This window comes from Amycolatopsis sp. NPDC102522, from assembly GCF_055584485.1.
The window spans coordinates 250,278-270,531 of record NZ_JBVJLY010000005.1 but is presented as its reverse complement, the minus strand read 5'-3'; the positions used below and the strand labels follow the sequence as shown (position 1 = coordinate 270,531).

The window sequence follows — 20,254 nt, the reverse complement described above, 5'->3', positions numbered from 1 at the left end:
GCGGAAAGGACTTCCCCATGTTCGCGAAGATCTATTCCCCCGACGCGGTCACCGGCGGCGCGGCCTTCGAACAGCAGGCCCTCCGCGTCGCCGAAGTGCTGCGGGACCGCGGTGTCGGCTCCGGTGACCGTGTCCTGCTCAAGGCCGACAACACGTTGGCCTATCTGACGATCCTCGTCGCGCTGATGCACGTCGGCGCGTCGGTGGTGCTCGTCGACCACATGGAACACGCCGATCGGACCGCTGAGACGATCGCGGGTTCCGGTGTCGTGCTGGCCGTCGTCGACGACGACGCGCCGATGCCGGTGGACGCGCCCGCGGCCTACACCTACGAGATCATGGTGGCCGCCGCCGACCGGACCCCGACCGATGTCCGGTTGCGGTTCGACGTCTGGGAAAAGCTGCCCGACAGCCTCGTGATGTGGTCCTCCGGCTCGACCGGTGTCCCCAAGGGAGTCGCGAAGAACGGCGCACGCTTCCTGAAGAACCTCGAACGCAACGCCGATCTCGTCGGCCACGTCGCCGAAGACGTCCTCCTGCCGCTGCTGCCGTTCAACCACCAGTACGGCCTTTCGATGGTGATGATCGCGTGGCTGCGGGACTGCTCGCTGGTCATCGCGCCCTACCGCCGCCCCGACCGCGCGCTGCGCCTGGCCGGACGCGCCGGGGCGACGGTCGTCGACGCGACGCCGTCCACTTACCGCAGCTTGTTCAACATCATCGGGAAACGTCCCGCGCTCAAGGAGGAGTTCTCCCGGGTGCGCATGCTGTGCAGCGGCGCCGCCCCGCTCGAACCCGGCGTCGTGGACCAGTCTGAAGAACTGTTCGGCATGCCGCTGCTCGACAGCTACGGCAGCACCGAAATGGGCAACGTCGCCTTCGCCAACACCGGGAACCCGCACGGCTGCGGGCAGATCGTCGAAGGGCTGACGCTTCAGGTTCGGGCCGACGACGGCACCGCGCTGCCCCACGGCGAGGTCGGCGAACTGTTCGTCCTCGACCCGGATCTCATGGAGGGCTACCTCGACGCGACCGGGCAGGTGCTCCTTGTCGACCGCGGCTGGTACGCCACCGGCGACCTCGGCAGGCTCGACGCGGACGGGAACCTGTTCGTCGTCGGGCGCAAACGGGCGGTGCACCGCAACGGGCACACCCTGCATCCCGAAGTGATCGAGCACCGGCTGGCCGGTGAGGGCTGCTCGGCGAAGATCGTCGCGCTGCCCGATCAGCGTCGCGGGTCGAGCCTGGTGTTCGTCGTCGAGGACGACGCGCAGCGGGACTCGCGCTACTGGCGTGACCGGATCTGCGGTGTGCTGCCTCCTGCGGAGCAGCCGAACCGAGTGCTCGTCACCGATCAGTTCCCGTTGAACCGCAACGGGAAGCCGGACCGGAAGCGGCTGGAGCAGTTCGCCGCGGCCGAACAACTCTGATCCCCACCACGAAACTGGGTGTGCACTGTGGACAAGTTCACGGATGCCGTCCTCTTCCCTGGCATGGGCCCCGCCCGCGCTTCGGAACTGGGCCGGTTCCTCGTCATCGATCCCTTGGCCCGGCGCCTGCTCGGGGTGGCCGAGCAGGCGCTCGGGCGTTCCCTGCTGGATCCGCTCGCCAGAACGGGCGAGGAGTACAACGAGCACACCCAGATCGCGTTCGTGCTCGCGTCGCTGGCGCTCGCCGAACGGGCAGAGCGGGAGCACGGGCTGGTGCCGGTCGCGGTCGGCGGCGCCAGCTTCGGTGAACGCGCCGCCGTGGTGCGCGCGGGTGCTCTCCCCGTGGCGGATCTCGTCCGGCTCGTCGAGGCGGTCGCGTGCCGGGAGCGGGCGTATTTCGAGACGGCGCACCAGGATCTCGTCAGCCAGTTCATCGTGCGGACGCCGGAACCGGCGCTCGGCGAGATTCTCGACGGGATCGGCCACGAGCTGTCCGGCCGGTTCGACGACGAGGTCCACCTGGTGACCCTGCGCGAATCCGACCTGGACGAATTCGTCCGGCGGGTGCGGGCGGCGGGCGGGTACGCGCTCACGACCATGCGGCCCGCGGCGCACGCGCGGATGCTCGGCGGCCTGCGCGACAGGCTGGCGGAAGAGGTCTTCGACGGGTTCGGGTTTTCTGACCCGGTCCTGCCGATCGTGTCCGATCAGGACGGAGAGCCGATCCGGACCGGTGACGGGGCGGCGTCGCTCCTGCTGGAGTCGACGGTCAACGCGGTCCGGCTGCCCGGACTGGTCCACCGGTTCGCCGGGTTCGGCGTCGGCCGGGTCCTCGTCGCCGGTCCGGACCACCTGCTGCACCGGCTGCCGGGACTGACGTCGGCGTTCACCCTGCTGCGCGCCGACCTTCGGGACACCCTGAAACCGAGCGCCCGGCCCCGCCTGCCCGAGGCGGTGGCGGCGTGAGCGCCAAGGCCCGCGACATCGCGACGATCATGGTGTCCTGCCTGGCGCAGCTGATGGTCGCGATCGACATGACCGTGCTGCACCTGGCGGTACCGGCGCTGACCACCCAGCTCGGCGCGTCGGCCGAGGAACTGCTGTGGATCGCGGACGTCTACGGCTTCGCCATGGGCGGGCTCCTGGTGACCATGGGCAACCTCGGCGACCGGTTCGGCAGGCGACGGGTCCTGGTGATCGGGGTCGCCGCCTTCGCACTGGGCTCGCTGGTGGCCGCCTACGCCCCGACAGCCGAAACGCTCATCGCGGCCCGCGCACTGCTGGGCGTCGCGGGCGCCGCCGTCCTGCCCTCGACGACTTCGTTGCTGCGCGCGGTCTTCACCACCCAGCGGGCACGGACGGCCGCGGTGGGGGTCACCGCCGGGGTGTCGGCCGCGGGTTTCGCGATCGGCCCGATCGTCGGCGGGGTCCTGCTGGAACATTTCTGGTGGGGTTCGGTGTTCATGGTCAACATCCCGGTGGCCCTGCTGATCCTCGGGGCGGCCCGCGTCGTGCCCGAATCCCGGTCCAGCGGCCGGTTGCGGCTCGATCTGCCCAGCGTGCTGCTGTCCATCGTCGGGGTGGTCGCGGTGGTGTACGCGCTGAAGGGCGCGTTCTACGTCGGCCTCTGGTACCCGGAGGTGCTCGGCGCCTTCGCGGTCGGTGGCGCGTCGCTGTGGTGGTTCGCCTGGCGCCAGCGACGCCTCGAGCAGCCGTTGATCGACCTGGACCTGTTCCGGAGCCGCGGTTTCTCCGCGTCGGTCGGCTCGAACCTGGTGTCGGTGTTCACGATGTCGGCGTTCGCCCTGATCTCCAGTCAGTACTTCCAGCTCGTGCTGGGCTGGAGCCCGCTGCGGTCCGGGCTGGCGTTCGTGCCGGGCGCGATCGCCGCGCTCGTCGCGGGCGGGATCCTGGCGGCCAAGGCGGTGCGCCGGTTCGGCCGGGCGCCGACCGTGTCAGGCGGGCTGGCGCTGGCGTCGATCGGCTTCGGGCTGTTCGGCGCGGTGAGCACGGATTCGTCCTATGTGCTGGTGCTGGCCGCGCAGGTGGCGTTCGGGGCGGGGGCCGGGCTCACGCTGACCGTCACCGGCGACACCATCCTCGGCACGGTCCCCCGTGACCGCGCCGGCGCCGCGTCGGCGATCTCCGCCACCGCCTACGAACTCGGCGGCTCGCTCGGCATCGCGGTGGTCGGCAGCGTCCTGTCGGCGGTCTACCACGCCGAACTGACCCTGCCCGCCGGTGTGCCACCCGAACTGGCCGCCCAGGTGCGGGAGTCGTTCAGCGCCACCGCGGCGGTCGCGACCGGCCTGCCGGAACCGGTGGCGACGGCGGTCCGCCTGGCGGCGGAGGAGTCGTTCGTCGGCGGCATCCGGACCAGCATGCTCGGGAGCGCGGCGGTGATGGTCGTCCTCGCGGTGGTGGCACTGCGGAGCCTGCGCGGAGTCCCGAAGGTGATCGAGACGGACGTACCCCCTCACCCCGATCCCGTCGCCGAGGCCCCAGGCACCCGCATTTAGTCCTCTGGATGCGGTAGTTGCACGCGCAAGGACCGCATCCAGAGGACGAAACGCGAAGTGGTCGACCGTGGTCCGCCGGGGCAACTATGCTGGCCGAAGGTGCCCCGGCCACCTGACCTCCCGACCGAACGGTCCTCCTTGCGCCATGCTCGGAGCGACCGTCGCCCGGCCGCGCCGTGGTCCAGCGCCGGCCGAGGAGGGAAATGGGAGCGACGGCCGTCACGAGCGCCGGACCGGATGACGCGCAGGCCGCTTTGGACCGGGTGCTCACCGGGCCCGGTGCGATCTGGGTGGTGCACGGGCCCGCGGGCAGCGGCCGCAGCACCGCGCTCTCCGGCCAGGCCCAGCGCGGACGCCGTTCCGGGGTCGCTGTCCTGCCCGTGCCCGCCGGCCCCGAGCCCGAAACAATCCTGCTCCGGCTGACGACCCAGCTGGTCGAGCTGATCACCGCGCTCGACAGACCCGAGCTGGTCAGCATGCTCAGTGCCGTCGCGTGGCTACGGGCGCGGTTGGAGTCGGGTTCCGGCGCCGGACCGCAGACGACGGCCCACGATCTGATCACCGTTCTCGCCACCCTCGCCCCGAGCAGCCGGACAGTGCTGCAGTTCGACGACTTCGACCTGCTGCCGCCGGAGCTCGCCACCGTGCTCACCCTGGTCGCCGAGGGGGCCCGCGCCACCGGGACGGTCACCGTCGCGACCGTGACCGGCCGGGATCCCGCGGGCGGCCCGGCGGGCAAGCTGCTCGCCATCGCCGACAGCACGATCGGCCTCCGTCCGTTGACCGCGGCCGAGACGACGGCGCTGTTGCCGGGCTGGACCACCCGGGCGGGCCGGATCGCGAGCGATCCCGCGCTCGTCACAGCGGTGCGCGCCGCGCTCGGTCCGTTGTTCGGCAATCCCGGCACGGTCGGCGCGACGATCGCGGGTCTGCGCGCCACCGGCAAGCTGTCGGTCGTCGACGAACACGTCTGCCTGACCGGTGCGGGGACGCCGATCGTGCTGCCGGACGGGCACGCCGAGACGCTCCGGCTGAAGCTGCTCGGGCCGCGCGCCCGGCGCCTGGCCGCCATCATCGCGGTGCTGAGCGAGCAAAGCGCCATCACTCTCGAAAGGTTGCCGTGGCTGGCTTCCGCGGCGGCGCTTCCGCCGTCCACCGCGGGCCAGGCCCTCGACGAGCTGGTCCGCGCCGGGATCCTTCGCACCGGGAAGGACGGTGAGGTGGAGTTCGCCGTTCCCGCCCTCGCCGACAGGCTCCGCCTGCGGCACGGCGTGCGCTGGCGCACCGTGCTGCACCGGAGGATCGCGCGGGGCCTCCTCGCCACGCCGCCGGTCGATCCCGCCGAAGTCGCCCCGCATCTCGCCGAACTCCCGCCGTCACCACCGGATCCCGCGACGGCGGGTCTCCTGCTCGCCGCGGCCGCGGGCGCGAGCACCGATCTGCCGACGGCTCGCCGCTATCGGCTGACGGCGCTCCGGCTGCTCGATCCGTCCGACGACCGGTTTCCCGAGGTCCTCCAGGCCCTGCTCGCGGACAGCCTCGCGGCCGGTGGCTACGGCGCGCTGGCCGACGACCTCGCCACCGTCGTCGTGCCGCGGCTCGCCGGCGCTTGGCCGTCCGCCCGGCTGTCCGCCACCGTGTTGCTGTGCTGGCTCGGCGCGCTCGCCCACGAACAGCGGCTCGCCGAACTCGACGTCGTGCGACCGCTGGCCGCCGAAGTCGCCCGCGCCCTCGACACGGCTCGCGAATGCCGTCGTCTGCTCGACGCGGTCAACCAGGCCGACAGACCCGTGGCCGCCGAGGCCGTCCGAACGCTCGCGCGTGCTTGCGGCGCCGAAGACGACAGTCTGTTCTCTCTCGGCGCCGGGATCCTGCTGGGCGCGCTGCCCGGCGACGGTGGCAGACCCGCCGAGGACTGGCTGGTACTGACGGAACCGCCGCCGCACGAGGACGTCGCCGAAGCCGCCGAGGTCCTCGACACGGTCAGCGTGCTGAACGTCCTGCTGCGCGGCCGCTACCAGGCTCCGGCGACCGGTTTCTCGGTCGGCTGGCACGCGGTCCGGCAGGCCTACCGCGAGGGCGAGTGGGACGCGGCACTGTCACTGGCACGGCGGCTCGAAGGCGACCGCCTGTGGTGGGACCCGCCCCGCCGCCACCGGTTCGCGAGTGTGTTCGCCGCGGAGATCTGCGCCCAGCGCGACCAGCCGGACCGAGCGGCGGATTGGTTGCGCCGCTTGCCTTTCCGCACTTCGGCCGACGCCTGCGTCGCGTGGGTCCGCTGTCGGCTGCGCCAGTCCGAAGGGCGGCACGACGAGGCCGTGGCCCGCGGCTGGCGGGATTACACCGACTGCCGCGAACGCGGGGTGCGGGCGGGGATGGAACGCCTGCTCGCGCGGCTCCTGCACGGGGCGCGGCGCCAAGGGGACACCGAGACCGTGACCCGCCTGCTGTCCGAACTGGAAGGCCTCGCCGCCCGCGGCCCGACCGCTTCGGTCCAGGAGGCGGCCTTGGTGTGCGGCGGTCTTGTGCGCGGGGACAGGGAATCGGTGCGAGCGGGCGTCAAACTGGCCCGGCAGTCCGGCGACGTGTTCCGGATCGCCGAGGCGTGCGCGGCGTTCGGCGAGGTGAGCCCTGCCCCCGCGCCGTCACTGCTCGAAGCGCACCGGACGTTGCAGCGGCTCGACGCCGTCGCGTCGCTGACGTCCGTCGCGGCGTTGCTCGATCAGCACCGGATCACCTTCTCGCCGGATCGGGCGGACCGGACCGACCGCGCGACACTGGATCCCTTGGAGCGCCACATCGTCGGCCTGATCGCGAACGGCCACACGAACCGGCAGATCGCGGCGGCGCTGCAGGTCAGCGAGAAACGCATCGAAGCCCGGTTGACGTCGCTGTTCGAGCGCACCGGCAGCCATTCCCGGGTGGAGCTGGCCGCGGCTTGGCTGCAGGGCCGCCTCGGCACGGCGGCGGTCCCCGCCGGATCCTGACCGGGCTCAACCCGCCCGGTGGCCGCGCATCGCCGCGGCCAGCTGGGCGCGGCCGCTGATGCCGAGCTTGCGATACGAACTGGTGAGGTGCTTCTCCACCGCGCGCACGGTGACCTCCAGCAGTTCCGCGATGTCGCGGTTGCGGCGCCCGGACACCGCCAGCTCCACCACGCGCTGCTCGGTCGCGGTCAGCAGGCCGTCCTGCTGGTCCGACGGTTCGGCGGACCCGGTCAGCCAGCTCGCCCCGCAGCCGGCCGCCAGGCTGCGGCCCTCCAGCAGCCGTTCGCGGGCGTCGGGTCCGGTGCCGCGTTCGCCGAGCAGGACCAGCGTGCGGGCGAGTTCGAGCCGATCTCCCGAGCGGGCAAGGGTTTCCGCGGCCTCGCGCAGCACCGGGACGGCGTCCTCGTCCCTGTCCAGCAGGGTCGCGCGGATGCGCAAGGCTCGTCCCACCGACGACGGCGCGCCCCACGACAGCGCCCGCTCGACCTCGCCCTGCGCGACCGCTTCGGCCCGCCTCGGATCGTCGGTCGCGGCGAGCAGCAAGGCGATCTGGCAGCGCAGCGGCAGCAGCACGCGGTTCCCGAACCGTTCCAGCTGGTGCACGCAGTCGAGGAAGTACTCGGCGGCGGCGGTGTGATTGGCCTCGGTCAGTGCCAAGGTTCCGTAGGCCAGCGACCGCAACCAGGGGTCGTGGTCGACTTCCAGGTTGTCGACGATCAGCCGGGCGAGCGCCTGATCTCGTTGCTCCATCGCGATTTCGGCCAGCACCCGCATCGCCGTCATGGTGATCCCGACCCGGCTGGGGCCCGCCGAGGTCAGGACGGCCTGTGCCCGGTCTCGGGCCACGCCGAGCAGGCCCGTGGCGGAGGCCACCAGCGCCTGTCCCGCCCAGGCGACCAGTGTCGGCAGGTCCGGATCGGCGGCGGAGCCGCATGCCGCGGCGAGCCAGGAGTCCACCCCGTCGAGCGAGTCCGCGGCCGCGAGCACCAGCACGGTGAGCGGGAGCGTGGTGTACATCTGGTCCGGTGAACCGGGTTCCCGCTCCAGCACCTGCCTGGCGAGGTCCACAATGGACTCCCGGGGCGCGGCGCCCGCGACGGTCATCAGGTACAGCAGGACAGCGACCAGCTCCCGCTGGGCCGAAGAATCCTGGGCGGGCGCGGGACCGAGCTCGGCCAGCCGGTCCGCCGCCGCGTCCCCGGCACCGGGCACTCCCCGCTCGTGGTAACGCAGCCGGGCCTCCATACGCAGGGCCGCGTCGGCCGCGTCCGGACCCGGGACCTCCCGGAGTTCCGCGAGCACCTGCCGGAGACGGCGGGCGTCCGCGGCGAAGCGGACCCCTGCCACGACAGGGAGCAGGCCGAGCGCGAAGGCGCGGTCGACCGGATCCCGCATCAGGCCCAGCGCCTGGTGCAGGTGCCGGTGGGCGGCGGGCAGGTCGTAACCGCGTTCGACGGCGGCGAGATCGACGAGCAGTTCCGCGCGGTCGGCCCCCGGATGCGCCAGCGCGTGCTGCAGGTACTGGGCGGCCGTCTGCGGCGACGAGTTCGCCAGCGCGGCACTGGCCGCGGTCCGCAGCACGTCCGCGGCCCACGGTTCGGGTTCGGCGACCGTGGCCAGCAGCTGCCGTCCGATCTGTTCGACCGGCCTTCCGTTGCGGTACAGGACATTCGCGGCGCGCAGGTGCAGGCGGTCCTGTTCCTCCGCGCTCAGCTGATCCGCGACGAGATCGCCGGCCATCTCCCCGGCGAACCGCAGCAGCCCGTCCGCGGGAGCCTCGACGAGACCCAGCCTCCGCAGCGCGCGCAACGCCGCGTCGAAGTCCGGCGAATCGAGATCGGCGAGCTCGGCCAGGACACCGGCCTCGGTCTCCTCACCGAGCGCGGCCATCGCCTTGGCCACCGCGCGGACGTCGTCCGGCTGGGCGCGCAGGCACCGGTTCAGCCGGGCCGCGGCGGGCGAGGGCCGGAGCGCGGCGAGTTCGGCCGCCGCTGCGGCGACCGGGCGCAGGCCGTGCCCGAGCATCGCGTTGACGAGCGCGTCCAGCAGCATCGGCGAACCGCCGGTGCGGGCGTAGCAGGCGTCCGCGAACTCGGGCGCGGGTTCGGCCCCGCAGCGGGCGGTCAGGTAGGCCCGGACTCCGGCGGCCGAGAGCGGGGTGGCGTGCACCGTGCGCGCCGCGGTGCGGGCGATGTCCTTGACCACGACGTCGTCCGCGGAATCGTCGCCCTCCAGCAGGGTCGCGACGACGAGGACCCGCAGCCTGCTCATCCGCTTGGCCAGATAGGCGAGCCAGCGCGCGGAAGCCGCGTCGGCCCACTGCAGATCGTCCACGAGCAGCGCCACCGGGCCGGTGTCGCGCACCATCTCGGTGAACAGTCCCAGCAGTTCGTGCAGCACGAGGTGAGCACGGCGTGGGTCGGGCGGATCGGCCGGGAATTCGCTGTCGGCCCGGACAGCGGCGAGCAGTTCCCCGCGCCGTCCGGCCTCCAGCAAGGGTTCCAGCAGCAGCCAGGCCACGCCGTGGGCGACACCTCGCTCCAGTGGCGTCGCGGCCGCCCGGACCACGCGCACACCCCGAGCCGCGGCCTCTTCCCCCGCCGCGTGCAGCAGCGCGGACCGGCCGGCGCCGAGCCCGCCGCGGACGACGACGAATTGTCCCGACCCGGCACGGGCCTCGGCGACCGCTCCCGCGATCGCGGCCAGCTGATCCGTTCGCTCGATCATCATGACGACGGATCAGAGCTCCTTGTCCAGCGCGTCGAACAGCTCTCGCAGTTCGGCCCGCCCGGTCACCTCGAGCTGCCGGTAGATCGCGGTGAGCCGGAGCTCGACGGCGCGTTTGCTCACGCCCAGTTCCTCCGCCAGGTCGGCGTTGGAGGCGTTCGAAAGCACTCGGCGGACAAGGTCGGTCGCGGCGGGCGAGAGCGCCCGCCATCGCCGGGACGCCGTGCGGTAGGACCGCCGGGGCCGGTCGGACAGCCGTTTCCCGAGGTCCGCGATGCGGGAGGTCGCCCACGCGAGCTGGTACGCGGTGGCCAGCCGATCGGCCTCGCGCAGCAGGCGCGGCACGCCGCTGGTCTGGCCGCGGTTGACCTGGGCGCCCGCCAGCAGCAGCATCGCCTCGACCAGGAGCACCCTGGCCGGGGACTGCTGAAGCGCGTTGACAGCCTGCGTCAGCCGGAACACCGCGTCTTCGGACCGGACAGCGACACCCGCGCTCAAATGAGTCCGCCCGATCGCGGTGCGCGTGCCCCAATCCTGCGCCAGCCGCCATTCCTCGCTGATCATCGCGGCGGCGGTGTGCTCGTCACCGAGCGCCTGCGCCGCGATGGCGACGTGCGATCGCCACGGCACCAGCCCGGGGTTCAGCCAGCCCGCCGCGGTCATCCGCCTGCCGCATTCCTGGAACAGCCCCAGTGCCCGCCGATGCCGTTTCAGGTCCAGCTCCAGCAGTCCGCGCATGAAGAGCAGATACGGCGTGGCGAACCCCGGCCCGCCCTCGGCGGCCGCCGCGTCGACGGCGCGCTGGGCGGCTTCGAGGTCTCCTCGGGTGAGCGCCGCCGCGATCGCGATCGTGCTCAGCGAGCTTGCCACCGTCGGCGGCCAGCCGTCCGGCGGACCGGACGCGGCGGCCTTGGCGAGCGCCTCCTCGGCGGCCTGCACACGACCGCGTTGCAAGTGGATCCAGGCCTGGCCGGTGAGAGCGAGCACCACCGGCACTCCGGCACCGGCGGCGCTCGCACCCGCGAGCACCTCTTCGTAGATCGAAAGCGCTTCCAGCACGTCGTCGGTCTGGTTGAAGGTGGCGGCCAGCGCCAGCCGCGGCGAGTACAGGGTCATGGGTTCGTGCGACGGATCGGCGGCCCGCCGGGCCAGGCGGCGGGCCGTCCGCCCGTCGCGGCACGCGGTCGTGGCCAGCCAGGACGCGGCGGCCGCCTGTGTCGGGGTCAGCGCGGCCGGGTCGAGGTCCGCCAGCGCGGGGACGCCGAGGAGGGCGGCACCGGCGCCGGTCCCTTCGGCCAGCCAGTGTAACGCCACCAGATCCGCGCGATCCCGCTCGTCGACCGCGGCCTCGCTCAGGACGGCCAGCTCGCGCAACGCGTCGTCCCTGGCGCCTCGCTGCATCATCAAGTCCACAGCGGACAGTCGCGTTCGGACAGTGTCGTCGCCGGAGATCCTGGTGGCCCTTGCCAGTCGCAGACCACCGGTGAACGGGCACGACGACGCCTCGACCGTTTCCAGCTCCAGTTGCAGTCGCGCCGAGATCCCGGGAGACGCCGGTTCGGCGAGCGCCCGCCGGTAGTACCGTGCCGCTTCGGTGTGGTCCCCGGCTTCGCGACGGCGCAACGCGGCCGCGTGCAAAGCCTCCAGCGCCCAGGCCTCGCCGACCGGCTGGGAGCCGAGCAGCAGCCCGGCGACGTCCTCCTCCGGGGCGGCCCGGCGATGCCCGAGTTCGGCGGCCCGGCGGCGCGTGCCCGCCCGCTCATCCGCGCCGGTCGCGGCCAGCACCCAGGTGGCCACCTGGGGGTTCATCGGCTCGGCGGGATCGGTCCCGATCAGGCCGGCGTCCGCCAGCACCCGCAGCGCCCGGCTCAGCGGCATGCCGAGCGGGGCGGCGAGCGGCCGCAGGTAGGCCTCGTCGAGGGTGCCGATCGCGGCGATCGTCCGCACCAGCGCGGCGAGGTCGGACGGCAGCCGGACGAGCAGGTCGAGCACGGTGTCCCGGCGCGCGTCCGCGGTGATGGCGGTGATCTCCGCGCCGGGACCGGCGGACGACCGGGCGAGCACTTCCGCGAGCAAGGCGGGATTTCCCCGCGTGGCCGCGTAAACCTCTTCCACGGGCAGCCGCGGCGCCGGGACCGCGTGCACCAGCCGCCGGACCGCCGCCTCGCTCAGCGGCCGCAGCCGCACGACATGCCGGTTCTCGCCGGGAAGATTGCCGAGGCACAGGCGCGTGTCCTCACCGTCCTCCTCCTGCGGGCCGGAATGCGCGGCGACGAGCAGCACAGGGGCGTTCATCCGGCGTCGCCGCAGAGCGGCCAGCCACACCTCGGACTGCTCGTCGGCCAGGATCAGATCGTCGACGACCAGCAGGACCGGACAGCGCCGGGCCGACTCCAGCAACCGCTGGCAGAGCAGTTCGTGCAGGACCTGCACGTCGGTGCCGTCCGAAAGCGCGGCGCGCAGCCACGGGACGTCCGCGAGCTCCGGGATCGAGGCGAGCAGCTGGGAAAGGAGCCCGTACGGCAACTGTGCCTCGGTGGTCGATCCCCGCGCGGTGAACACCTGCAGGCCCCGCTCGGTGGCCATGGCCGCGGCCTGGTCCAGCAGCGCCGTCCGCCCGCTGCCCGCCGGGCCGAGCACGAGCGCGGAGCCGCCGTGGCCGTGTTCGAGATCCTCGATCAGGCGGGTGAGCAGGCGCAGTTCGGTCTCGCGCTCGACGAGTTCGTCGGTGCCTTCGGCTTCGAGCCGCCGGACCGCGCTCACCGGACACCTTCGAGGACCGCCGGACGGTCGCCGGGATGACCCAGTATCGCGGCCAGTTCGACCCTCCCGGTGATCCGCAGCTTCCGGTACACGCTCGTCAGATGTGTCTCGATGGTCCGGACGGTGACGAAAAGGCGTTCCGCGATGACCCGGTTGCTGGCCCCGCGCCCGGCAAGGCGGGCGATATGCCGTTCGGCGGGGCTCAGCGAGGCCAGCGGGGTCACGTCGCTCGGGATCCCGGCCTCGGCGGCGGTCCGCTGGGCGCGGCGGAGCAGGAAGCGGTCTCCCGTCCGCAAACTCAGTTCGACACAGCGCCGCAGCCGAGTGCGGGCCGCGGCGGTGTCGCCCGCTTCGACGAACGCGCGGCCGAGGTGGAATTCCGCCAGTGCCTCCTCCAGCCGGGCGGGCGATCCGGCCAGGATGGCAGCCGCCTCTTCGATCAGCGCGATCCGCCCCGGCCCCCGGGTGGCGACCGCGGTCGCGAGTCTGGCCATCCCGATCGCCCGCGGGGTACCCCACCGCTGTGCCGGTCCGGTCCCTTCCTCCGCGAGATCCGCGGCGGCCTCGAACCGGCCCTCGTCGGCCAGCAGGCAGGCGGCCTCGAACCACCACGGCGCCAGCAGCGGGTTGGCAATGCCGACCTCGGCGAGACTCTCCCCGCAGCGATGGAAGAGCTTCAGCGCCGCCTCGCGGTCTCCCGCCGCCCAGTGCACGCGCGCGTCGACGAGCTGGAACCACGGGCGCATCACCGTGTGCTCCCACAACTGCGGGGAATCGGCTTCCCGCAACAACTTCATCGCCTTCGCGGTGTCGCCCTGCTGGGCGGCGACGGTCGCGAGCGCGATCCGCGGGACGACACCGCCGGTGCGTCCCTCGGCGCGGCGGCTGAGCGCGTAGGCCTGTCCGGCGTCGGCGGCCGCTGTGGCGAGATCCCCGCACCAATGCCCGAGCAGGCCCCTGAAGGCGAGGTATTCGCTGCGCTGCGCCGGGACCAGCTCGATGGCCCTGGTCAGTTCGTCCCTGGCGACGTCGACCTCGTCGGCCAGCAGCAGGGCCAGTACGGCGGAGCTGACGGCCGAATCGTCGGTGGTCGGGGTGTACCCGCGGATCGCGCGCATCGCCCATTCGGCGGCCTCGCGCGGCCGGGTCCCGTCGAGCGCGGCGACGACGGCGCACACGGCCAGGTGGCGGGCGTCGACGACGGCGTCCTCCGTCCGGGGCTGGATCCGGGTGTCGAGCTTCGCCAGGCTGTCACGGTCTTCGATGCCCACCAGGCACAGCAGCCCTTCGAGGTGGCCCCGCAACTGCTGGTCCATCTCGCCGCCGAGCACGGTGAGCACCCTGTCCAGCACGGTGACGGCGGTCCCGCAGCGGCGGGCGACGAGCGCCGCACGGCCCAGTTTCACCGCGGCCCTCGCCCGGTCGACCGGATCCTGCTGCAGTTCGAGCGCGCGGCGCAGGAGATCGAATCCGCTGTCCGGTTCCAGCAGCGCGACCGTCTCGGCGAGCTGAACCGCGAGGCCGGCGTCGGAGGGCCTGGCCGCCGCGGCAGGCCGGAGGTAGCGCAGCGCGTCCCAGGGCGCGCCCCGCTCGCAGGCACCGCTCGCGGCGTCCCGCAGCAGGTCGACCATCCACGAGTCCAGCTCGGCGAGTTCGAGAAGGTGCTCCGCCACTTCCTCCGGCGATCCGGCAGCGTCGCTCAGCAGGATCGCCGCGGTCCGTCGCCACCGGCCAAGCTCGGCGGGTTCGAGAGCGTCGAGCAGCCCGTCCCGCACCGGGTCGTGCCGGAAGGAAAACCCTTCCGCGGCAAGGATGTGCTGACTCCGCAGCAGTTCGACGGCGGTTCCGGCGGTGCGGGCGGGCAGTTTCGCCAGCCGGGCCACCAGGGACAGGTCCTGCCCGCCGAGCACCGCGATGGCGGTGGCGACCGTCCGGGCGTAGTCCGGGACCCCGGCGAACAGGGAGCGGATCAGCGCGGCGCCCGCCGCGGACCCGGCCACCGGGGCGACCCCGGACGCGACCTTGCCCAGTTCGTCGAGCATCTCCCGCAGCAGCAAAGGATTTCCGCCGGACTGCTCGACGCAGTGCCGCACGAACGGCTCCCCCGGCTCCGATCCGACGGCCTCGCGCGCCAGCGAGGCGACGGCCTCCGCGGGCAGCGGGCCGAGGTCGAGCACCTCGGTGCCGTACCAGGATTCGAGGTCCGCCAACCGTTCCGCCGCGCCGTCCGGGCCGTCTGCGGCCGAACGGACCAGGATCATCCGCACCGGCAGCCTGGTCGAATGCCGGGCGATGAGGCTCAGCCACCGCAAAGTCGGTTCATCACACCACTGCACGTCGTCGACGGCGAGCACGATCGCGGGCTGCCCGCCCGCCCACTCGGCGAAAGCCTCGTACCAGGTGGCGAAGTCGTCCGGCTCCGGGACAAGGGCACCCGCCCGGCGCAGGTCCGCGAGCAGTTCCCGGGAGACCGCTGCCCCGTCACCCGGTACACCGGCGCTCCGGCAGACGACGGAGTCCGTGAGCGTGGCCAGCGCGGCGTGCAGCAGGCTGGACTTGCCGATCCCCGCTTGTCCTCGCACGACGATGACGGAGCCTTCACCCGGCGCACCGGTGCTCAGCCGTGCGGCGAGCCGTCGCAGCTCGTCGTCACGTCCGGCCAGCACGCGTCCGGGTCTGTTGGCGTCCACCATCTCCGCCTCCCTGTCGTCCCATCGGAGTCGCTGCCGTCACACAGAGCGAACAATCGCTTACGTGCTTCCATCTCATCGTGTGATCGTCTTACCGAATAGAGCGTGCAACCTCGATAAGGGTTATCCCTCACTACAGGGATACCAGGCGCTCAGATGAGCAGGATGGCCACCGACGGGAGGTTTCGCGCATGGAGCGCCACGGGCCGGCGCGCCTCCGTGCGCGAGCCCGGGTGAGACGAAGAATGCCAGAAGTCGCCACAGAAGAAAACAGGGCGTTAAGCAGCGGTGCCCTCGGGGTTGCTCCCCGGTGACCGTCGACGCCTTCAGCGCCCGGCCCGACCGCTCAAACGAGCGAAACGCTCTCGAAAGTCATTACGAATTCTGCCGAAATACAGGCAACCAAAGTGGCCGTTCACTGGGACCGCACCGTAATCGCATGAGCACGTCACGCTGCGGTCACCCGCACGTCAGGTCCGGGCGATCAGCTCGCGCGCCGGGACTCCGGCACCCGCGGCGGCCAGGCCGTCGAGTCCAGCAGGCCGGTGGCGAAGGCCCGCGAAACCAGTTCGACCCGGTTGCGCGCCTTGAACTTCCGCTGCAAACGGGCGACGTGGTAGTCGATCCCCTGGCGGCTCAGGTAGAACTTGTCCGCCATTTCCAGGCTGGACAGGCCGCTGGCGATACCCTGAAGGATCTTCGCCTCGATGTCGTTGACCGAGCTCAGCTGCTCGGCGCGGGCCACGGCGGGCCCCGCCTCCGGGAGCATGGTCAGCAGGATCGCCGTACCCGGCGCCCGCATCCGGCCAGCCACGATGGTCAGCCTGTCGGCACCGTCGGAGCCGAGTCCGGTGACACTTCCGCGGAACCGCTGTTCCCAGCCTTCGGCGACCCGGTTCAACCGGTCGCGCAGGTGATCGGGACCGGTGGTGACGAGCTCGGGGAACGATTCGCCGAGCACGTCGGCGGGACGGCGGCCGAGCAGCCGGTAAAAGGCGGCGTTGCCGCCGCCGAGCCGCAGTCCGCCACTGAGCGCCGCCAGCGGCATGTCGGCGACTTCCACGAATTCACTGATGATTCCGGGCCGTGCGGTACGACCCGCGTCGAAAGACCGCTTGCCGATCGGGGAAATCGTTCGGATGCCGGCCATGGAAAGCCCCCTTCTGCCTGAGCCAAATGTGTCCACCAAAGCCGTCCCTGCCCAAGACTCGGCAAACACTACGAACCGGCTGTCGACGGGGTCAACGAATTCCGCAGCAGTTCGTGGCCACCGAACCCACCATGCGGACAGGCCGTACCGAAGGTTCGGTATCGGGGTTGCAGCGGGAGAATCCTCAGCTCAGCGGCCGATTCGGTGACCGAACCTCCACCGCGGGCCCACACCACGGGGGCCGGAAAGCGAATTCCACGTGAAGAACTTCTCGCGTTTCGCTCAGTCAAGATAGCACCAAATCCGCCGATCCTTAACATTGATTTAAGGTAGATCTCGGCGCCGCACGATCGGATTCGGAACCCGGTGACCGGTGATCGGGACACGACCGCTCCCACCTGTCGATCGACCGAATCGCGAACCCTCGTCAAAGCGATCGCTTGACCGGAATCAGGAAGTCCATTGTGGACATCAGAAAGTGACAGGGCCGCCCCCGGTGTTTCACACCTGGGGCGGCCCCGCACCGGATCAGACGGTTTCGCGCGTGGTCGCCGCGTCCTTCTCGGCGGCCAGCGCGGTGCAAGTACGCACCCACAACTCCCAGCCCGCCAGCGCCCGGTTGCAGTTCCAGCCGGTCCAGCGCCCCGCCTGGGCGCCTTCGTTGCCGGCGCGGTTACAAGCGGTTTTGCTGCTCCAGCCCTCACTCGACTTGCGGTACGGCGTACAGGAAGCCGCCGCGACGTCACCCGACGCCCCGACCGCACACGGTTCCGCGGTGCTCGCCATCGCCGATCCCGCGGTGAGCACCGATCCCGCCAGCGTCGCGGCGAGAACGGCACCTCGGAGCACGAAGCGCTTGTCCATTGCGTTTTCCTTACCGCGAGCAAGACCCCACGACCACTCTGGCCGATCCCCCGGCGAAGATCAACTGCCTTACGCGGGACGCGCCCAACCCCGGAACTCGCGTGATCCGCTCCCGCACACCCGAGTTCCGTCTCCAATCACGCGAGTCACGTCTCCAATCACGCGAGTTCGGCGTCTGATCACGCGAGTCACGTCTTCGGACCCGCCGGTCCCAAGTCATGGGCGCGGTTGCGCATGCGTGCATCCCAACGGTCCACTCATCGATACGCCAACCGGAAGGGATCACCATGTCGGTCACCGACGAACTCCTGGCCAACAACGCCGACTACGCCGCACGCTTTTCCGGGCCGCTCCCCTTGCCGCCCGCCAAACACGTCGCCGTACTCGCCTGCATGGACGCCCGGATCAACGTCTACGGCGTCCTCGGTCTCCAGGAAGGCGAAGCGCACGTCATCCGCAACGCGGGCGGCGTCGTCACCGAGGACGAAATCCGTTCCCTCGCGATCAGCCAGCGGCTGCTCGGCACGCGCGAAATCATCCTCATCCACCACACCGACTGCGGAATGCTGACTTTCACCGACGACGGTTTCAAGAAATCCATCCAGGAGGACGTCGGCGTGAAGCCGCCCTGGGCCGCCGAGGCCTTCAGTGACCTCGACGAGGACGTCCGTCAGTCGATCGAACGCATCGCGAACAGCCCGTTCATCCCCGAGAAGGACTCCGTCCGCGGCTTCGTCTTCGACGTCGCCACCGGGAAGCTGAACGAGGTCATTCGCCGATGACCTGCTCCACCTTGCGCTGCAGCTTGTTCATCCCGCCGAGCCAGCGGTCGGTCTGCGTCGCCCGCGCGGCGTAGTACTCCGCGACCTCGGGGTGCGGCAGCACCAGGAACCGTTCGGCGGCGATGGCCTCGAACAGCGCGTCCGCGACCTGCTCGGGCTGGATCGCCGAGGCACCCATCAGCAGTTCGCCCGCGGGGCCGGTGTTCTCCAGCATCGCCGTCCGGACGCCTTGCGGGCAGATCGCCTGCACGGTGATCCCGCGGTGCCGGTAGGTCGCCGAAAGCCATTCGGCGAAGGCGAGCGCGCCGTGTTTGGTCACCGAGTACGACGCCGAACCGAGGCTGGTCAGCAGGCCCGCCGCCGACACCGTCGAGATGAAGTGCCCGCGGCCGCGTTCGAGCCACGCCGGCAGCAGCAGCCGCGACGCGCGTACGTGCGCCATCACGTTGACGTCCCAGATCCGCGCCCAGTCCTCCTCGGGCGCGTCCACTCCACCCATCGGCGCGATCCCGGCGTTGGCGCAGAAGACGTCGATCTCGCCGAGGGTTTCGCGCGCGGTCTCGATCAGCGACGCGACACCCGCTTCGCTCGCGGCGTCGCCGGCGACGGCGGTCCCGCCGATCTCCTTCGCGACTTCGGCCGCGGCGTCACCGTTCAGGTCGCCGACGACGACCCGTGCCCCTTCGGCGGCGAACCGGCGGGCGAGGACGGCACCGATGCCGCCTCCTCCGCCGGTGACGACGACACCGGCTCCGGTGAACGACGCGGTCACAGGCCACCCGCCAGCGTCACGCCGCCGTCGAGGACGACCGTCTGCCCGGTGATCCAGCCCGCCTCTTCCGAAAGGAGGAACGACACCGCGCTCGCGATGTCGGACGGCATCCCGAGACGCTTCATCGGGTAGGCCTCCGAGACCTCTTCTTCGCGACCTTCGTACAGCGCAGTCGCGAACTTGGTCTTGACCACGGCCGGCGCGACGGCGTTCACCCGGATCTTCGGGCCGAGTTCGAAGCCGAGTTCCTTGGTGAGCCGGATCAGCGCGGCCTTGCTGACGCCGTACATGCCGATCCCGGGGGACGCGCCGAGCCCGGCGACGGACGCGACGTTCACCACCGCGCCGCCGTGCTCCCCCATCCACGCGTCACGCGCCCGGCGGGTCCACGAAAGCGGCGCGAGCACGTTGACGGCGAAGATCTTCGCGGCGGCTTCGGGGTCGATGTCCAGGGTCGGCCCGTACACCGGGTTGATGCCGGTGTTGTTGACCAGCATGTCCAGCCTGCCGAAGGCCTCGATGGTCTTGGCGACGGCCTCGTCCTGGTGCGCGGCGTCGTCGGCCTTGCCGGGCACGGCGATCGCGACTGCCTCACCACCCAGTTCGGCCACCGCCTCGGCCAGCGGCTCGGGCTTGCGCGCGGTGATGCACACCTTCGCGCCGCGCTCGACCAGGTCCTTGGCGATCCCGAGGCCGATACCCCGGCTGGCGCCGGTGACGATCGCGACGCGATCCTTGAACGAGTTCACTGTTCGATCTCCTCTTTGTCCACCGGCGAGCGTGTTCACCGGCGAGCGCGGGCACTAAGCGAGCGCTCACTTACAATGGGAAGGTCCGGAGATGGTGTCAAGCCCACCATCGGAGTACGAGCGTCTGGGAGGATCTGCGGATGACCATGTCGCTGTCGGCCGAACTGTGGCCCGACGTCCAGCCCGAGACGGCACGACGGCTGATGCTGGCCGGCGTCGAATCCTTCGCGCGGCGCGGCTACCACGCGACCACCACCCGGGACATCGCCTCGGCGGCGGGCATGAGCCCCGCGGCGCTGTACGTGCACTTCCCGTCCAAGGCCGCGCTGCTGTTCGCGATCTCGAAGTACGGCCACGAGCAGACTCTCTCACTGGTCGAGAGCGTCGTGGCGCGCGAGACCGACCCTGTCGAGCGGATCCGGCTGCTGGTCGAGGACTTCGTCGCCTGGCACGCGCGGCGGCACACGGTGGCCCGCGTGGTGCAGTACGAACTGCACGCGCTGCCGGACGAGGAGTTCGAGATCGTCGCGAAACTGCGCCGCCGCATCGAGCAGGTCGTGCGTGAGGTCATCACCGAAGGCTCGGAGGCGGGCGTGTTCAGCGTCGGCGACCCGCACACCGCCGCGCGCGCCGTGCTCTCGCTCGGCGTCGACGTCTCCCGCTGGTACAGCGACCGGGCCCGCCAGACGCCGAAGAAGCTGGGCCAGGAGTACAGCGAGCTGGTGCTGCGCATGCTCGGCACGAAACTCTCCTGACCAGTACTGATCGACCTTCCTCGGCGAAACCGCCACCAGAGTGACATACCAACCGGTCGGTATCGA

13 protein-coding genes are annotated in these 20,254 nt (G+C 71.5%); 6 read left to right on the top strand and 7 right to left on the bottom strand.

The features are described from left to right. The first annotated feature begins 17 nt into the window (after positions 1-17). The 4 genes from ACZ6YV_RS16490 (at position 18) to ACZ6YV_RS16475 (ending at position 6,936) form a co-directional block, all read left to right on the top strand. A complete protein-coding gene (locus ACZ6YV_RS16490; protein ID WP_465510372.1) occupies positions 18-1,430 on the top strand; it encodes a class I adenylate-forming enzyme family protein in 1,413 nt (470 codons plus the stop codon). Between the two features lie 27 nt (positions 1,431-1,457). Then, on the top strand, positions 1,458-2,396 hold the full coding sequence (locus ACZ6YV_RS16485; protein WP_465510371.1) for an ACP S-malonyltransferase: 939 nt from the start codon (positions 1,458-1,460) through the stop codon (positions 2,394-2,396). A gap of 29 nt (positions 2,397-2,425) precedes the next feature. Continuing rightward, on the top strand, positions 2,426-3,949 hold the full coding sequence (locus tag ACZ6YV_RS16480; protein WP_465510416.1) for an MFS transporter: 1,524 nt from the start codon (positions 2,426-2,428) through the stop codon (positions 3,947-3,949). A 203-nt stretch (positions 3,950-4,152) separates the two neighbouring features. Beyond that, positions 4,153-6,936, top strand: a complete 2,784-nt coding sequence (locus ACZ6YV_RS16475; RefSeq protein WP_465510370.1) for a helix-turn-helix transcriptional regulator — start codon at positions 4,153-4,155, stop codon at positions 6,934-6,936. 6 nt (positions 6,937-6,942) lie between these two features. On the opposite strand, the gene ACZ6YV_RS16470 is transcribed toward ACZ6YV_RS16475, so the two are convergent. The 5 genes from ACZ6YV_RS16470 to ACZ6YV_RS16450 all read right to left on the bottom strand — a co-directional run bounded on the left by ACZ6YV_RS16470 (position 6,943) and on the right by ACZ6YV_RS16450 (position 17,130). Further along, the gene (locus ACZ6YV_RS16470; protein ID WP_465510369.1) at positions 6,943-9,666 is read right to left on the bottom strand and encodes an AAA family ATPase; all 2,724 of its coding nucleotides are present in this window, start codon (positions 9,664-9,666) and stop codon (positions 6,943-6,945) included. Between the two features lie 9 nt (positions 9,667-9,675). Next, entirely contained in the window at positions 9,676-12,426 is a 2,751-nt protein-coding gene (locus ACZ6YV_RS16465) for an AAA family ATPase (RefSeq protein WP_465510368.1), read from the bottom strand. Next, positions 12,423-15,119 (bottom strand): helix-turn-helix transcriptional regulator, encoded by a 2,697-nt coding sequence (locus ACZ6YV_RS16460; protein WP_465510367.1) that lies wholly within the window; start codon positions 15,117-15,119, stop codon positions 12,423-12,425. The genes ACZ6YV_RS16465 and ACZ6YV_RS16460 overlap by 4 nt, the downstream gene beginning before the upstream one ends. A 481-nt stretch (positions 15,120-15,600) precedes the next feature. After that, complete coding sequence (locus ACZ6YV_RS16455) at positions 15,601-16,266, bottom strand: response regulator transcription factor (protein ID WP_465510366.1); 666 nt, start codon at positions 16,264-16,266, stop codon at positions 15,601-15,603. 528 nt (positions 16,267-16,794) lie between these two features. Further along, positions 16,795-17,130, bottom strand: a complete 336-nt coding sequence (locus tag ACZ6YV_RS16450; RefSeq protein WP_465510365.1) for a hypothetical protein — start codon at positions 17,128-17,130, stop codon at positions 16,795-16,797. Positions 17,131-17,417: 287 nt separating this feature from the next. Here ACZ6YV_RS16450 and ACZ6YV_RS16445 point away from each other — a divergent pair, with 287 nt between their 5' ends. Further along, entirely contained in the window at positions 17,418-17,912 is a 495-nt protein-coding gene (locus ACZ6YV_RS16445) for a beta-class carbonic anhydrase (RefSeq protein ID WP_465510364.1), read from the top strand. On the opposite strand, the gene ACZ6YV_RS16440 is transcribed toward ACZ6YV_RS16445, so the two are convergent. Both ACZ6YV_RS16440 and ACZ6YV_RS16435 read right to left on the bottom strand, forming a co-directional pair. Then, entirely contained in the window at positions 17,899-18,684 is a 786-nt protein-coding gene (locus ACZ6YV_RS16440; RefSeq protein ID WP_465510363.1) for an SDR family oxidoreductase, read from the bottom strand. The genes ACZ6YV_RS16445 and ACZ6YV_RS16440 overlap by 14 nt on opposite strands. Next, complete coding sequence (locus ACZ6YV_RS16435) at positions 18,681-19,433, bottom strand: SDR family oxidoreductase (RefSeq protein WP_465510362.1); 753 nt, start codon at positions 19,431-19,433, stop codon at positions 18,681-18,683. The genes ACZ6YV_RS16440 and ACZ6YV_RS16435 overlap by 4 nt, the downstream gene beginning before the upstream one ends. A 140-nt stretch (positions 19,434-19,573) precedes the next feature. Between ACZ6YV_RS16435 and ACZ6YV_RS16430 the strand changes: the two genes are divergently transcribed. After that, positions 19,574-20,188 carry a TetR/AcrR family transcriptional regulator gene (locus tag ACZ6YV_RS16430; RefSeq protein WP_465510361.1) on the top strand — a complete coding sequence of 205 codons (615 nt, stop codon included), beginning with the start codon at positions 19,574-19,576 and terminating at the stop codon, positions 20,186-20,188. Positions 20,189-20,254: the final 66 nt, after the last annotated feature.